This window comes from Bradyrhizobium sp. WSM4873 (assembly GCF_055811355.1).
Genome location: NZ_JBVVPS010000004.1, coordinates 160,897 through 175,824, shown reverse-complemented (window position 1 = coordinate 175,824; position 14,928 = coordinate 160,897). Strand labels below are relative to the sequence as shown.

12 protein-coding genes are annotated in these 14,928 nt (G+C 64.5%); 9 read left to right on the top strand and 3 right to left on the bottom strand.

The features are described 5' to 3' along the window. Positions 1 to 259: 259 nt before the first annotated feature. Entirely contained in the window at positions 260 to 1,240 is a 981-nt protein-coding gene (locus tag AC0L21_RS09280; protein WP_473260441.1) for an ABC transporter substrate-binding protein, read from the bottom strand. 476 nt (positions 1,241 to 1,716) lie between these two features. Between AC0L21_RS09280 and AC0L21_RS09275 the strand changes: the two genes are divergently transcribed. The 9 genes from AC0L21_RS09275 (at position 1,717) to AC0L21_RS09235 (ending at position 10,660) form a co-directional block, all read left to right on the top strand. Beyond that, positions 1,717 to 2,820, top strand: a complete 1,104-nt coding sequence (locus tag AC0L21_RS09275; protein ID WP_473260439.1) for an ABC transporter substrate-binding protein — start codon at positions 1,717 to 1,719, stop codon at positions 2,818 to 2,820. Beyond that, the gene (locus tag AC0L21_RS09270) at positions 2,798 to 3,820 is read left to right on the top strand and encodes an ABC transporter permease (RefSeq protein WP_473260437.1); all 1,023 of its coding nucleotides are present in this window, start codon (positions 2,798 to 2,800) and stop codon (positions 3,818 to 3,820) included. Before AC0L21_RS09275 ends, AC0L21_RS09270 begins: the two co-directional genes overlap by 23 nt. Further along, positions 3,814 to 4,614, top strand: a complete 801-nt coding sequence (locus tag AC0L21_RS09265) for an ABC transporter ATP-binding protein (protein ID WP_354208911.1) — start codon at positions 3,814 to 3,816, stop codon at positions 4,612 to 4,614. Before AC0L21_RS09270 ends, AC0L21_RS09265 begins: the two co-directional genes overlap by 7 nt. Further along, positions 4,608 to 5,780 carry an acyl-CoA dehydrogenase family protein gene (locus AC0L21_RS09260; protein WP_473260435.1) on the top strand — a complete coding sequence of 391 codons (1,173 nt, stop codon included), beginning with the start codon at positions 4,608 to 4,610 and terminating at the stop codon, positions 5,778 to 5,780. The genes AC0L21_RS09265 and AC0L21_RS09260 overlap by 7 nt, the downstream gene beginning before the upstream one ends. Before the next feature lie 29 nt (positions 5,781 to 5,809). Next, entirely contained in the window at positions 5,810 to 6,910 is a 1,101-nt protein-coding gene (locus AC0L21_RS09255) for an LLM class flavin-dependent oxidoreductase (RefSeq protein WP_473260433.1), read from the top strand. Beyond that, entirely contained in the window at positions 6,907 to 7,845 is a 939-nt protein-coding gene (locus AC0L21_RS09250) for an ABC transporter substrate-binding protein (RefSeq protein WP_473260431.1), read from the top strand. Before AC0L21_RS09255 ends, AC0L21_RS09250 begins: the two co-directional genes overlap by 4 nt. A gap of 335 nt (positions 7,846 to 8,180) precedes the next feature. Continuing rightward, positions 8,181 to 9,026: a CmcJ/NvfI family oxidoreductase gene (locus AC0L21_RS09245; RefSeq protein WP_473260429.1), complete on the top strand. Its 846-nt coding sequence runs from the start codon at positions 8,181 to 8,183 to the stop codon at positions 9,024 to 9,026. A 103-nt stretch (positions 9,027 to 9,129) separates the two neighbouring features. Beyond that, a complete protein-coding gene (locus AC0L21_RS09240; protein ID WP_473260427.1) occupies positions 9,130 to 9,441 on the top strand; it encodes a septal ring lytic transglycosylase RlpA family protein in 312 nt (103 codons plus the stop codon). 49 nt (positions 9,442 to 9,490) lie between these two features. After that, complete coding sequence (locus AC0L21_RS09235; RefSeq protein ID WP_473260423.1) at positions 9,491 to 10,660, top strand: Gfo/Idh/MocA family protein; 1,170 nt, start codon at positions 9,491 to 9,493, stop codon at positions 10,658 to 10,660. A gap of 237 nt (positions 10,661 to 10,897) precedes the next feature. On the opposite strand, the gene AC0L21_RS09230 is transcribed toward AC0L21_RS09235, so the two are convergent. Together AC0L21_RS09230 and uvrA are read right to left on the bottom strand one after the other, a co-directional pair. Continuing rightward, entirely contained in the window at positions 10,898 to 12,208 is a 1,311-nt protein-coding gene (locus AC0L21_RS09230; protein WP_018457488.1) for an ABC transporter substrate-binding protein, read from the bottom strand. A gap of 153 nt (positions 12,209 to 12,361) precedes the next feature. Then, complete coding sequence (gene uvrA / locus AC0L21_RS09225; protein ID WP_473260421.1) at positions 12,362 to 14,878, bottom strand: excinuclease ABC subunit UvrA; 2,517 nt, start codon at positions 14,876 to 14,878, stop codon at positions 12,362 to 12,364. Between the last annotated feature and the right edge of the window lie 50 nt (positions 14,879 to 14,928).

Below are 14,928 nucleotides of genomic sequence, written 5' to 3'. Positions count from 1 at the left end.
AAGCCGCGGGATGAGGCATCCTGTTACCGACGCGATCACACGGTCGATGCTAGGCCAGCGGCGTCTCGGAAGTCCTTATGGGCTCCTTATGTTGTCCTGATGTTTTCCTTAAGGCCGGGGCGGGGAGCGGAGACGCTGGACGGCGTCTAAAGCGATAGCCACACGATCAGGCTCATGCAGGCGAAATGCGCGAGCACGATCGCGGCGAGATGCAGCGGGCCGGCCTTGAGGCGCAGCGCGCGCATCCCGCCGCCTCCGCCTAGTTCGATCCCGCGGCCGCAGCGGTGAAGCTGCGATCGACGGCTTTGCTGACGTCGAGCTTCTTCGGCAGGATGCCGTAGCGCGTCGAGCGGTCGGAGGCTTCCTGCACCTCCTTCACGACGTTCTCGTCGATCGGAATCGGGCTGGTGCGTTGCGCGGTGTAGGCCGAGAGCAGCACGTCCTCCGGCAGCTTGGTCAGCTCGGACGTGCTCTTGGCATATTCGCCGAGATGATCCAGCGACCACAGCCGCGCCTTGTTCAGCCGCTGCACGAGGTCCTGCACCGCCGCGCGCTTGCTGGCGATGGCGTTGTCGGAGGCGACGATGAAGGTGATGGTCGGCGTCAGGCCTTCGCCGTTGGCGATCACGCGGGCTTTGTCCTTGAGCGTCGCGAAGGAGACGTAGGGCTCCCACACCGCCCAAGCGTCGATCGAGCCTGCGACCAATGCGATTTTGGCGTCGACCGGGCCGAGCGGCGCGAACGTCGCATCCTCCAGCTTCATGTTCGCCTTCTCCAGCGTGGCGTCGATCAGAAACTGGCCCCAGCCGCCGCGCGTGCCGGCGAGGCGTTTTCCCTTGAGATCGGCCGGCGATTTAATCGGCGAATCCTGGCGCACGAGAATGGCTTGCGTCTTGGCATCCGACCTGGTGCCGCCGATCGCCTTGATCGGCGCGCCGGCCGCGTAAACGGAAAGGAACGAGAGGTCGCCGGTATAGCCGACGTCGAGCGCGCCGGCGGTGAGCGCTTCGAGGATCGGCGCGGCCGCGGGAAATTCCGACCACTCGATTTTGTAAGGCAGATCCTTCGCGTAGCCGGAGATATCGAGCAGCGAACGATTGCCGCCCTTCTGGTCGCCGACCCGCAGCACGATTGCATCGGCTGCGAACGACGCCGCGGCCGTCGACAGGGTGATGGCGGCGGCAAGCAGCGATGCCGCGAGCCGGCGCGTGATGGAATGATCGAGGGAGTTGATGCTCATGTGGCCTGTCTTGTTGCTTTGCCCACGACGCGTGAGCGAACGATGCAGCGAGACGATCAAGTCTATGGTTGCGCGATGCGCGGTCAATGAAATGGCTAACCGTATTGCGCGCGCGATCCGGAAGGACGTTTCAGCGAGGCGCTGATCTCGAGAACGTGCGGTATGCGCCACCGATGCTGCGCAAAAATGAAGCAGGAGAGGGAGTGGCCTCGCGCTTTGTCAATCGATCCATCGACGGAAATCCTTTCATCGTACTTGCACGCACCGATGGAGAGAATGACCTCGCTTCGCGCCACATTCGAAATTCCATTTCATTGACGATACGGCGAACGCGCCGCATGATTTGCGCATCGCATCAAGGCGCCGCAGCAGGCGCCGGCGAAAAGATTTTCTCTCGACGCAGCTCCGCACGGAACAGGCGCAACACAAGCTCTTGTGCCGATGGCGGAGCCGTGCCAGCGCAGGAGTGGAGACGGATGAACGACGACGACAAGCGCGACGGATCGAGGCTCGACCGTCGCCATTTGCTCCAGGCGGGGTTAGCTGCGGCATTCGCCGCGCCGCTCGGTGCCTTCGGTGCGGCACAGGCCTTTGCGCCGCGGGGCATCGCGCCCGGCGTCGATCTCTCGGAGTTTCCGCTCTGCCGGACGGCGTCGGATGTGCCCGCGCTCACCGGCGCGCCGCGCAAGCTCAAGCTGTCCTGGAACGCGGGCGCGGTGTGTCTCGCTCCGGTGCCGGTCGCCATCGAGCACGGCTTCTTCCAGAAGCACAATCTCGATATCGAACTCATCAACTATTCCGGTTCCACCGACCAGCTGCTCGAGGCCATCGCAACCGGCAAGAGCGATGCTGGGCTCGGCATGGCGCTGCGGTGGTTGAAGCCGCTGGAGCAGGGCTTTGACGTCAAGATTGCGGCCGGCACCCATGGCGGCTGCATGCGGGTCCTGACCCGCGCCGATTCCAGCGTGAGCAAGCTCGCCGATCTCAAGGGCAAGATCGTCGCGGTCGGCGATCTCGGCGGCCCCGACAAGAATTTCTTCTCCATTCAGCTCGCCAAACTCGGTATTGATCCGAACAAGGATGTCGACTGGCGCGCATATCCCGGCAACCTTCTCAACGTCGCTGTCGAGAAGGGCGAGGTGCAGGCATTCCTGTCGTCCGACCCGCTGGGTTATCTCTGGCTCAAGGACAGCCAGTACAAGGAGGTCGCCTCCAATCTCGATGGCGAATATCGCGACAAGAGCTGCTGCATCCTCGGCCTGCGCGGCAGCCTGGTGCGCGAGGAGCCGCAGGTCGCGCGTGCCCTGACGCAGGCGCTGCTCGATGCCGCGATGTTCACCGCGCAAAATCCATCCGTGACGGCGAAGTCGTTCCAGCCTTACGCGCCGAAGACCGCATCGCTCGCGGATATCGAGGGCATGGTGCGCTACCACACCCACCATCATCATCCCGTCGGCGAAGTCCTGAAGCGCGAGCTCAAGGCCTATGCCGACGATCTCAAGAGCGTGCAGGTGTTCAAACAGAGCACCGACACGGCCAGATTCGCGGAGCGCATCTATGTCGACGTATTCGCTGTCTGACGGCCTAGCTTCCGGCGCGCCGCGTCTCTCGCGGTCGCCGTGGCTTGCGAGTTGGATCCGGGACTCCGGTGTCGGCATTCTCGCCAGCGTGGCGTGGATTGTCTTCGGGCTGTCCTGCCTGTGGTGGGAGGACGTTGGCGACTGGTCGCGGACGCATTCGCTCGGCATCGCCGCGTTTGTCATCGCGGCCATCGCGCTGTTCGGGACTGTCGGCGCCGATTATCTCGGCTCGGCGGGCCGGGCCTTGCGCCAGCGCGCGCCGTGGCTCGTCGTGCTCGGCGTTGTCCTGACCATGTGGGAAGTCGCGACGGCGAAATTCGCATGGCTGCCATTGCCGTTCTTCCCGCCGCCGCAGTCGATCATCGAAGTCTACACCGACGATCTGCCAAAACTGCTCGACAGCGTGTTCGCCTCGGTCAAGCTCCAGCTCGGCGGCTATCTGATCGGCGCGACGGTCGGGTTCCTGACCGGTGTCTCGATCGGCTGGTCGCGCGCGGTCGGCTATTGGGTGCATCCGGTGCTGCGGTTCATCGGCCCGCTGCCGGCGACCGCCTGGCTGCCGATCGCCTTCTTCACCTTCCCGTCGAGTTGGAGCGCCTCGACCTTTCTGATCGCGCTGGCAACCGGCTTCCCGGTCACCGTGTTGACCTGGTCGGGTGTCGCGAGCGTGAGCAACGCCTATTACGACGTCGCGCGGACGCTTGGGGCAAAACCGTCCTTCCTGGTGCTGAAGGTCGCGATCCCCGCGGCATTGCCGCACGTTTTCGTCGGCCTGTTCATGGGGCTCGGCTCGTCCTTTGCCGTGCTCGTCGTCGCCGAGATGATCGGCGTCAAGGCCGGGCTCGGCTGGTACCTGCAATGGGCGCAGGGCTGGGCCGCCTACGCCAACATGTATGCGGCGCTGATCGTGATGTCATTGCTCTGCTCCGGCGCGATCACGCTGCTGTTTGCGATCCGCGATCGCCTGCTGGTCTGGCAGAAGGGGACCGTCAAATGGTAGCCGCAACTGCACTGGCTGAAATCGACGCTCACCTGGCCGCCGGTGCCGCCCTCGACATCGAGCAGGTCAGCCACGCCTTCGACATCGACGGCGCCGAGCTGCCGGTGCTCAGCGACGTCAGCATCTCCGTCGAGCCGGGCGAATTCGTTGCGCTGCTCGGCCCCTCCGGCTGCGGCAAGTCCACGCTGCTGCGCCTCGTCGCAGGCCTCGACAAGCCCAGGTCCGGAACGCTGCGCGAGGACGAGGCGCGCATCACGCGACCGCACCCGTCGCGCGTCGTCGTGTTCCAGGACCCGACATTGTTTCCCTGGCGCACGGTCTGGGACAACGTCGCGCTTGGGCTGGAGGCGCAGGGCATTTTGAAGAGCCAGCGTCACCGCGTCGATGCCGCGCTTGATCTCGTAGGGCTATCGTCCTTCCGCAATGCCTATCCGCACCAGCTCTCGGGCGGCATGGCGCAGCGCGTTGCGCTCGCCCGTGCGCTGGTCAATGATCCAAAAATCCTCATCCTCGACGAGCCGCTGGGCAAGCTCGACTCGCTGACCCGCATCACCATGCAGGCCGAGCTGGTCTCGCTGTGGCAGCGCAAGGGTTTCACCACGCTGCTGGTGACGCATGACGCCGAGGAGGCGCTGGTGCTCGCCAACCGCGTCATCGTGTTCAGCGACCGCCCGGCGCGCGTGAAGGCCGATATCCGTGTCGACCGGCCCTATCCGCGCCATCGCGGTGATCCGTATCTCGCGGATTTGCGCCGCCAGATTCTTGGCCTGCTCGGATTGGACGCCACATGGTAACTTCGATCGCCAAGGGGCGCGCGGCGCATCACGAGCCCGACTACGTCGCACGTGCCGAGGCGCTGGCCGAGGCTTTCGCCGCCCGTGCGGCCGAATACGATCGCACCGGAAGCTTCCCGTTCGAGAATTTTCGCGAGCTGTCCGAGGCGGGTCTGCTGTCGCTGACGGTGCCTGCCGCCCATGGCGGCGCCGGGGCAGGCGCACGATACGCCGCCCGCGTCCTCGGCATCATCGGCAAGGCCGATCCGTCGACCGCGCTGGTGCTGTCGATGCACTACATCAACCATCTGGTGATGGCACGGAGCCCGACCTGGCCGGCAAGGCTGTCGCGCAAGCTTGCGCGCGAGAGTGTCGAAGGCCTTGCGCTCGTCAACGCGCTCCGCGTCGAGCCCGAACTGGGCTCGCCTGCGCGCGGCGGCCTGCCCGCGACCATTGCACGCCGGACCGAGACCGGCTGGCGGCTCTCGGGGCACAAGATTTATTCGACGGGATCGCCGATCCTGAAATGGTATCTGGTCTGGGCTCGGACGGACGAAGCCGAGCCGCGCGTCGGACAGTTCCTGGTGCCGGCGGGACTGCCGGGCACGCGCATCGTCGAGACATGGGATCATCACGGCCTGCGCGCCAGCGGCAGCCACGACGTCATCTTCGACGACGTCGTGATCCCCCTCGATGCCGAGATCGACGTTCGCAAACCGGCGGACTGGCGCGTACCTGATGTCGCGCAGGCGACCGTCCACACGATTTTCGTCGCCGCGATCTATGACGGCGTTGCGCGGGCTGCACGCGACTGGCTGGTCGGGTTCCTGAAGCAGCGGGTGCCGGCCGGCCTGGGCGCGCCGCTTGCGACCTTGCCGCGCGCGCAGGAGATCCTTGGCGCGATCGAAGCTCGGCTTGTGGTGAATGCGCGGCTGATCGCATCCTTCGCTGGCGATTTCGATGACGGTCTCGAGCTTTCCGCGGCCGAGTCCAACGTCATCAAGTTGACCGTGACCAACAACGCCGTCGCCGCGGTTGAGGATGCCTTGTCGCTGACCGGCAATCACGGCCTGTCCCGCGCCAATCCGCTGGAGCGGCACTATCGCGATGTCCTCTGCGGCCGCGTGCACACGCCGCAGGACGATTCCACGCGCACCGGCCTCGGCCGTGCCGCATTGGGCCTCTAGCCTGCCGCCAAACATTCAGGGAGAACATCATGTCGATCGAGTTCATCGGCTTTATCGCCAACAGTAATGCGTCCGAGACCATCGTGCGCCAGGGTCCGCTGCTCGATCCAGCCTATATCGAGACCGTGGCGAAGGCGCATGAGCTCGCGGGTTTCGACCGCGCGCTGCTGGCGTTCCATTCGACCACGCCGGATGCGCTTCAGGTCGCGCAGCATGTGCTGACCATCACCAAGTCGTTAAAGGTAATGATTGCGCAGCGACCGGGCTTTACCGCACCGACGCTGCTCGCGCGGCAGCTGGCGACGCTTGACCAACTCTATGGAGGCCGCGTCTCGCTGCACGTCATCACCGGCGGCAATGCAGCCGAGCTCAGGCAGGACGGCAACACGCTCGACGACAAGGACGAGCGTTACGCCCGTACCAGCGAGTTTCTCGATGTGGTGAAGCTGGAATGGACCAGCGAGAAGCCGTTCAACTACAGCGGAAAGTATTACAACGTCGAGAACGGTTTTTCGCAGGTGAAGCCGTTGCAGAAGGCCGGCATCTACACCTTCGTCGGTGGTGGCTCCGACGCTGCGATCGACGTCGCGGGCAAGCATGCCGACACCTTTGCGCTGTGGGGCGAATCCTATGCGCAGGTGCGTGACGTCACCTCGCGCGTTCACAATGCGGCCGTCAGGCAGGGCCGTCCGACGCCGCGCTTCAGCCTCTCGGTGCGACCGATCATCGCCCCGACCGAGAAGCAGGCCTGGGAAAAGGCGGAAGAGATTCTTGCGCGCGCCACTGCGCTCCAGGACAAGACCGGCTATCGAAAGCCCGCCGACGGCCATGCCACCGCCGGCGCGCGGCGCCTGCTCTCGCTCGCCGACCAAGGCAGCCGCATCGACAAGCGGCTGTGGACCGAGATCGCAAAGCTCACCGGCGCCAACAGCAACACCACCGCGCTGGTCGGCACGCCCGAGCAGGTCGCCGAGGTCTTCGGCGACTATTACGACCTCGGCGTCAACCATTTCCTGATCCGCGGCTTCGATCCCCTGATCGATGCCATCGAATACGGCCGCGAGCTGATCCCGCTGACGCGCGAGCTGATCGCCAAGCGCCAGGCCGTTCGCGGCGAGGCGGCGGAATGATCCGTCTCATGCTGGCCGGTGCGCTGCTGTTCGGCTCGTTCGAACTGGCAGCAGCGCAAACCATCTTGCGAGTCGGCGACCAGAAGGGCAATTCGCAGGCGGTGATGGAAGCCGCCGGCGTGCTGAAAGACGTTCCCTACAAGATCGAGTGGAAGGAGTTTCCCGCGGCTGCGCCGCTGCTGGAAGCGCTCAGCGCTGGCGCGATCGAGACCGGTCTCGTCGGCGACGCACCCTTCACCTTCGCCGCCGCCTCCGGCGCGCCGGTGAAGGCGATCGCCGCGATCCGGCAGACGCGCGAGGGGCTTGCCATCCTCGTGCCCGAGAATTCGCCGATCAAGAGTTTTGCGGATTTGCGCGGCAAGAAGATCGCGACCGGTCGCGGCTCGATCGGGCATCAGCTGATTCTCGCCGCGCTCGAGAAGAACGGCTGGGCTGCGGCTGACGTGCAGATTGCGTTCCTGGCGCCGTCCGATGCCAAGATCGCCTACACGCAAGGCTCCGTCGACGCTTGGTCCACCTGGGAGCCTTATGTCAGCCAGGAAGAGGTGCTGTTCAAGTCGCGCCGTGTCATCACCTCGGAAGGCCTGACACCGGGGCTGAGCTTTCAGGTCGCGCGGCCCGATGCCATCCGCGACAAGCGCGCGGAGCTGACCGACTTCGTCCGGCGCCTCACCGCGGCGCGGGCGTGGTCGCTGAACAATCTCGACAGCTATGCCGCGACCTGGGGCAGACTGATGAACATCCCAACTGCCGTGCCGCAGAACTGGCTGTCGCGCGCAAAAATCCGGATCGCGCCGATCGATGACGGCGTGGTCGCGGACGAGCAGAGCACGATCGATCTCTATTTCCGCTGGGGCCTGATCAAGCAGAAGCTCGATGCGGCCGAGATCGTAGATCGCTCGTTCTCGGATGCGATTGCGAAGGCAGGGTTGTAGTCGCCAAGCACACGCTGTGTCCGGACGCGCTGCAGCGTGCAACGCTGCTGCGCAGAGCCGGGACTCATGCCACACAGAACACGCTCTCGGTTAGATGGGCCCCGGCTCTGCGGCGCACCACTGCGTGATGCGCCGCGTCCGGGGCACGAGACCTCACAAACACTCAAGCGTCCGTGAAGCGGAAAGACCGCATTCCAATCCAAGCCGCTTCATCGATACGTTCCTTCTGCATTTTCCGCTCGCGACAATACCCGCATTGCTATTTGCACGACCTCCCTTGCAGCACGCCTGGTCCCGTCAAAAATCATCCAGACGACCACATCGGGAGACCGGCCATGGGCCTGCAAGAAACAAAAATCGAATCGCTTCCTTTCGTCACCGCTGAACTCAACTATCTCGCGCCGGTTTCGGGCAAACCGCGCACCTACGCCTTCGATCCGCCGCCTGGCGAGCCCAAAAGCACGTCGCTGCCGGAGCCGCATCAGGTCCCGATCTTCGATGGGCGACTGATCGCGCAGAGTTTATCGCTCGACCGCGAAGGCTTTGCGCTGGTGCGGCATCCAACCCGGGTAAAGGACTTCGGCAACGACGAAGAGGTGAGGGCGGTCTACTATCCCGCCGTGGAGGCCTTCCTGCGCGCAACGCTGAAAGCAGACCGCGTCGTCATCTTCGACCACACCGTGCGCAGGCGCGTCGAGGGTGCCGCGGATATGCGCGACGGTGGCCCGCGTCAGCCGGCAACGCGCGTCCACGTCGACCAGACCGCCGTCTCAGGCGCCAACCGAGTGCGCGAGCATCTGCCCGACGAAGCCGAGGAGCTGCTGAAAGGACGCGTCCAGGTGATCAATCTGTGGCGGCCGATCCGCGGCCCGCTGCGAGATTCGCCGCTGGCGATGGCCGACGGCACGACGGTGGCGCCCGACGATCTCGTCGCCTCCGATCTGATCTATCCGAACCGCCGTGGCGAGACCTATTCGGTGAAATACAATCCGAACCATCGCTGGTTCTATTTCCCCGAGATGACAGCGGACGAAGCGCTGCTGCTCAAGTGCTACGATTCCGCAACCGATGGCCGCACGCGCTTCGGTCCGCACACCGCCTTTGTCGATCCGACCACGCCGCCGGATGCGGCGCCGCGTGAGAGCATCGAGGTCCGCACGCTGGTGTTCCACAAACAGTAACAAACTGTGATGGCACTGCCGGGCATTGTCCGGCAGTGGCTCAGGAACCTGCGGGAACTAACAAACGTTTGCGCCCCGGGGCGGGCCAACCCGGAGCGGTGCCGTGCGAGCGCAGACCACGCTATTTTCTTGCCTTGCCACCTTTTCGCTTTCTGCAGTTTCCTTTGCCCAGGCCGAAAGCGGGCTTGCCTCTTATTACGGATACGCAAAAGCCGGGAAGGGCGAGCTGACCTGCGCGCACCGGACGCGCCCCTTCGGAAGCGTGCTGAGGGTGTCCTACGGCAGCCGCTCGATTCAATGCCGCGTCAACGATCGCGGCCCCTTCATCCGCGGCCGGATCGTCGATCTCTCGGTCCCGGCCGCCAAAGCGCTGGGCATGATGAGTGCCGGCGTGGTGCGGGTCTCGGTGGAATAGACCTGCCAGGACGCTATAGTGCTGCCCAAATCATGGGTCAGGGGGCACTATGGCCAGGATCAGGGTGGGACTCGTCGGCTGCGGCTTCGTGTCGGAGCTGCATATGTACGCGTTCCGGCGCGTCTATGGCGTGGATGTCGAGGTCGCGGCGGTCGCTGCGCGTGGCGACCACGTCGTGGAATTTGCACAGCGCCACCAGATCCCACGGGTCCATCGCAGCTTCGCCGAGCTGATCGCAGAGCGCGAGCTCGATGTCATCGACATCTGCACGCCGCCCAATCTTCATGCGGGGATGATCGTCGCCGCCATGCAGGCCGGCAAGCATGTGATCTGCGAAAAGCCGTTCGCCGGTTATTTCGGCCGAGACGGCGACCAGCAGCCGATCGGCAAACATGTGCCGAAGGCGCTGATGTATGAGCGTGTGCTGGAAGAGATGGACGCCACGCGTGCCGCGATCGAGCGCACTGGAAAGCTCTTCATGTATGCCGAGGACTGGATCTACGCGCCGGCCGTGACCAAGACCGCGGAGATTCTCAGAGCGACCAAGGACAAAATCCTGTTCATGAAGGGCGAGGAGAGCCATTCCGGCTCGCACGCGGCCCATGCCGCGCAATGGGCGATGACCGGCGGCGGCTCGCTGATCCGGATGGGCTGCCATCCGCTCTCCGCCGTGCTGTATCTCAAGCAGGTCGAGGCCAAGGCGCGCGGTGAGACCATCCGCGTTGCCAGCGTCAGCGGCGATGTCGGCAATGTCACGGCCGTCCTCAAGCCGGAGGAGCGCACCTACATCAAGGCCAATCCGGTTGACGTGGAGGACTGGGGCACGCTGACCGCGACGTTTTCGGACGGCACCAAGGCCACCGTGTTCTCCGGCGACATGATCATGGGCGGCGTGCGCAATCTGATCGAGACCTACACGTCAGGCGGCTCGCTGTTCGCCAACATCACGCCGAACACTCATCTGATGAGCTACCAGACGTCCGAGGAGAAGCTCTCCTCCGTCTACATCACCGAGAAGGTCGATCGCAAAACCGGCTGGCAATATGTCTGCCTCGAAGAGGAGTGGACGCGCGGCTATCTCCAGGAGATCCAGGACTTCATGGAATGCGCCGCGACGGGACGGCAGCCGCTGTCGGATCTGACGCTGGCGTATGAGACGATCAAGGTGAACTACGCCGGCTATTGGGCGGCGGAGGAGGGGCGGCGAGTAGTGTTGTAGGGAGCGTGATGAACTCACTGAACTAGCCACAGGCACAGTGCCAATCCTTCTCCCCTTGCGGGAGAAGGTGGCGCGAAGCGCCGGATGAGGGGTTATCTCCGCGAACGCAAATGTGAGAGGATCGCTCGCGGAGATAACCCCTCACCCGTCTCGCCGCTGCGCGGCGAGCCACCCTCTCCCGCAAGGAGAGAGGGGAAGATGGCGCCGACGCGGACAATCCATTTCGGCACGCCGCCATTACGTCCCGTAGGTCGATCCCTTCGGCAGCGGAAACACCGGGTCCCGCGTCCGGATGTTCGTCGGCCACACCACCGAGATGTGCTCGCCGGCGTTCTGCATCACGACAGGGGTCGAGCGCTCGTTCTGGCCCGACATCGGCGTGCCCGGCGGGAAGAATTTCACGCCATAGCCCTGGATGGTGCCGCCGGCGGGAATGTCGACGTCGAGCGCGGCCTTGCGGATCGCTTCGGGCTCGAAGCTGCCGTACTTCTCCTTGGCGACCGGCAGCACGTTGTTGAGCAGAATCCAGGTCTGGTTGAAACCCATCGAGCAGTGCGGCGGCACGTCGGTGGCGCTGGTCTTGGCCTGGTAGCGCGAAACCATGGTCTTGGTCAGATCGCCGATTCCAGGCGCAAGCTTGGAGGCATCGAGCAGCTGGGCCGGCACCGGATCGATGTTGCAGAAATTGTCGATGTCGGGGCCGAAGGTCGCGCGCAGCTTGTCGAGCTGGCTGTAGCCGGCGCCCGCGCCGAACAGCATCTTGAAGCGCAGGCCGCTCTCGCGGGCTTGACGCAGGAACAGGGTGATGTCGGGGTTGTAGCCGGCATGCGAGATCACATCGACCTTGGCGCGCTTGAGCTTGGTCACGAGCACCGAGAGATCGGGCGCGGACGCCGAATAGCCCTCGCGCATTACCACCTGGATGCCCGCCTGCTTGGCATAGGCCTCGTCGGCCGCCGCGACGCCGACGCCATAAGGGCCGTCCTCGTGGATCAGCGCAACCTTGACGTCCTTCGGGTCCATGCCGAGCTTGCCTTGCGCGTGCTCGGCGACGAAGCCCGCGAAGGCCTGGCCGTACTGATCGGAATGGATCTGCGCGCGAAACACGTATTGCAGGTTCTTGTCCTTGAACACGGCGGTCGAGACCGCGGTCGTGATCCAGAGGATCTTCTTCTGCTGCTCGACCTTCGCGGCCATAGGCACGGCATGCGCGCTGGAATAGACGCCGTTGATGATGTCGATCTTTTCCTGGCTGATCAGCCGCTCGGCCTCGTTGATCGCCACGTCCGCCTTGCTCTGCGAGTCCGCCGCGACCGGCACGATCTTGGTCTTGCCGCCGATGCCGCCCTTTTCGTTGACGAGGTCGATGGCAATCTGGGCACCGACCGACGAGGCGACCGAGCCGCCGGCGGCGAACGGGCCGGTGAGGTCGTAGATCAGGCCGATGCGTAAATTCTCGGCTTGCGCCTGGGCGCGTGTCCAATCAAGGCTGAGTGCGGCGGCGGCAGCCGCCGAGCTCTTCAGCAGCTGCCTGCGTGAAGTCGGCATCCTATCCTCCCTCAAAAACCGTTTTATGATTTGGTCTTGTTATCTTTTTTCAAAGTATGGGGAGCGGGGCGGCAGAAAGTCAACATGGCGAAAGTCGGGGTCCGGCCTCCGCGACGCAGAACGCAATTGCGAAATGGGTGACGAGACCGCGCGCTATTGTTTCAAGCGACGGGCGAGATAGCCGGCGGTCTTGCCGCCGGCCTCGGCGACCTCTCGCGGTATCCCCGATGCCACGATACGGCCGCCCTCATCGCCGGCGCCGGGACCGAGATCGATGATCCAGTCGCTGTGAGAGACGACATCCATATCGTGCTCGACCACGACCACGCTGTTGCCGGCGTCCACGATACGTTCGAGCTGGGCGATCAGCCGCTCGACATCCCTGGGATGAAGACCGGTGGTCGGCTCGTCCAGGACATAGAGCGTGTGACCGCGCTGCGGACGCATGAGCTCGGTCGCGAGCTTGATGCGCTGGGCTTCCCCGCCCGACAATTCGGTGGCGGACTGACCGAGGCGGATATAGCCGAGGCCGACCTCGCGGACGACCGATAGCGACCGGTTGAGGGTTGCATCCTCGCGGAAGAATTCGAAGGCCTCGTCGACGCGCATCGCCAGCACATCCGAGACGGATTTTCCGCGGATCTTCACCTCGAGCGTCTTGTCATTGTAACGCGCGCCCTTGCAGGTCGGGCAGGGTGCGTAGACGCTGGGCAGGAACAGAAGCTCGACGCAGACAAATCCCTCGCCCTCGCAGGTGCTGCATCGGCCTTTCGCGACATTGAACGAGAAGCGCCCGGCATCGTAGCGGCGGGATTTTGCCTGGGGCGTCGCCGCGAACAGCTTCCGGACGTGGTCGAACAAGCCGGTATAGGTCGCAAGGTTCGATCGCGGCGTGCGGCCGATCGGCCTCTGATCCACCACGACAAGGCGATCGATCTGGTCGAGGCCGGCGACAATCTCGCCGCCCAATGTCTCGACTGTGGGTGCTGCCAGGCTGTCCTCGTCCGCTTCCGCGGTCCGTGCATGGCCGAGATGCTCTGCCACGGCATCGACGAGGAATTGACTGATCAGGCTCGATTTGCCGGAGCCCGACACGCCGGTCACGCTGGCGAGAACGCCGAGCGGGATATCCACATCGAGGCCGCCAAGATTGTTGCGGGTCACACCCCTGACTTTCAGATGCGCCTTCGGCTCGCGGCGGGCCGTCGGCAGCGGCTTTCGTGGATGCGCGAGATAATGGGCGGTTCGCGATTGCGCGACCTGCCCGAGCCCTGCGGGGCGCCCGCTATAGAGGATTTTCCCGCCGCCTTCGCCCGCATCCGGCCCGACATCCACCAGCCAGTCGGCATGCTTGATCACCTCGATCTCGTGCTCGACCACGAAGATCGAATTGCCCGCGTGTTTCAGCCGGTCCAGCGCCCGCAGCAGCGCCTCGGTGTCGGCGGGATGCAGACCCGCCGAGGGTTCGTCGAGCACGTAGACGACGCCGAACAGGTTGGAGCGGACCTGTGTCGCAAGACGCAGCCGCTGCAACTCGCCCGGCGACAGCGTCGGCGTGCTGCGCTCGCAAGCGAGATAGCCGAGGCCGAGGTCGAGCAGGACGGCCAGCCGCGCCGACAGGTCCTCGCAGATGCGCCTGGCGACGATAGTCTTCTCCGATGCGTTATCCGTCGCAGCCTTCGCGAACGGCTTCATCACCTCCTGCAGCTTCTTGAGCGGCAGATGAGACATCTCGGCGATATTGAGACCGGCGAATTTGACCTTGAGCGCCTCGGGCTTCAATCGCGTGCCGTGGCAAGTCGGGCAGTCCTGGGTGATCATGAATTGCGCGACGCGGCGCTTCATCATCGCACTCTCGGACTTGGCATAGGTCTGCATCACGTAGCGCTTGGCGCCGGTGAACGTGCCCTGATAGCTCGGCTCCTCCTTGCGGCGAAGGGCTCGTTTGACTTCTGCCGCAGTGTAACCGGCATAGACTGGAACGGTCGGCTGCTCCTCCGTGAACAGGATCCAGTCGCGGTCCTTCCTGGGCAGCTCACGCCAAGGCTTGTCCACGTCGTAACCCAGCGTTGTCAGGATGTCCCGAAGGTTCTGTCCCTGCCAGGCACTCGGCCAGGCCGCGACGGCGCGCTCGCGAATGGTGAGGGTGTCGTCGGGCACCATGGACTTTTCGGTGACGTCGAGCATCCGGCCGATACCGTGGCAGGTCGGGCAGGCTCCTTCCGGCGTGTTCGGCGAGAACGACTCCGCATAGAGCATCTTTTGTCCGCGCGGATAATCGCCGGCACGGGAATAGAGCATCCTGAGCAGGTTCGAGAGGGTCGTCACGCTGCCGACGGACGACCTCGTCGTCGGCGCGCCGCGCTGCTGTTGGAGCGCGACGGCGGGTGGCAGGCCTTCGATGTCGTCGACCTCAGGGATCTGCATCTGGTGGAAGAGGCGCCGCGCGTAAGGCGACACCGATTCCAGATATCGCCGTTGCGCCTCGGCGTAGATCGTCCCAAAGGCGAGCGAGGATTTTCCGGAGCCCGACACGCCGGTGAACACGACGAGGGCGTTGCGTGGAATACTGACGTCGACGTTCCTGAGATTGTGCTCACGCGCGCCGCGCACGCGAACGAAGCCGTCATCCTGCGTCAGGCCATCTGGTTGTCTTGATCGGTCGTCCATCTCGCTGCTCCGGCCCACGCATGGGAGGTTAACGGCAGGATCGCAAGATG

Excerpts from the sequence above, each read along its gene's own strand:
- AC0L21_RS09235 (WP_473260423.1), top strand. The coding sequence starts at position 9,491 with ATGGCCAGGATCAGGGTGGGACTCGTCGGCTGCGGCTTCGTGTCGGAG.
- AC0L21_RS09275 (WP_473260439.1), top strand. The coding sequence starts at position 1,717 with ATGAACGACGACGACAAGCGCGACGGATCGAGGCTCGACCGTCGCCAT.
- AC0L21_RS09280 (WP_473260441.1), bottom strand. The coding sequence starts at position 1,240 with ATGAGCATCAACTCCCTCGATCATTCCATCACGCGCCGGCTCGCGGCA.
- AC0L21_RS09260 (WP_473260435.1), top strand. The coding sequence starts at position 4,608 with ATGGTAACTTCGATCGCCAAGGGGCGCGCGGCGCATCACGAGCCCGAC.
- AC0L21_RS09270 (WP_473260437.1), top strand. The coding sequence starts at position 2,798 with ATGTCGACGTATTCGCTGTCTGACGGCCTAGCTTCCGGCGCGCCGCGT.
- AC0L21_RS09255 (WP_473260433.1), top strand. The coding sequence starts at position 5,810 with ATGTCGATCGAGTTCATCGGCTTTATCGCCAACAGTAATGCGTCCGAG.
- AC0L21_RS09250 (WP_473260431.1), top strand. The coding sequence starts at position 6,907 with ATGATCCGTCTCATGCTGGCCGGTGCGCTGCTGTTCGGCTCGTTCGAA.
- uvrA (WP_473260421.1), bottom strand. The coding sequence starts at position 14,878 with ATGGACGACCGATCAAGACAACCAGATGGCCTGACGCAGGATGACGGC.
- AC0L21_RS09245 (WP_473260429.1), top strand. The coding sequence starts at position 8,181 with ATGGGCCTGCAAGAAACAAAAATCGAATCGCTTCCTTTCGTCACCGCT.
- AC0L21_RS09230 (WP_018457488.1), bottom strand. The coding sequence starts at position 12,208 with ATGCCGACTTCACGCAGGCAGCTGCTGAAGAGCTCGGCGGCTGCCGCC.
- AC0L21_RS09265 (WP_354208911.1), top strand. The coding sequence starts at position 3,814 with ATGGTAGCCGCAACTGCACTGGCTGAAATCGACGCTCACCTGGCCGCC.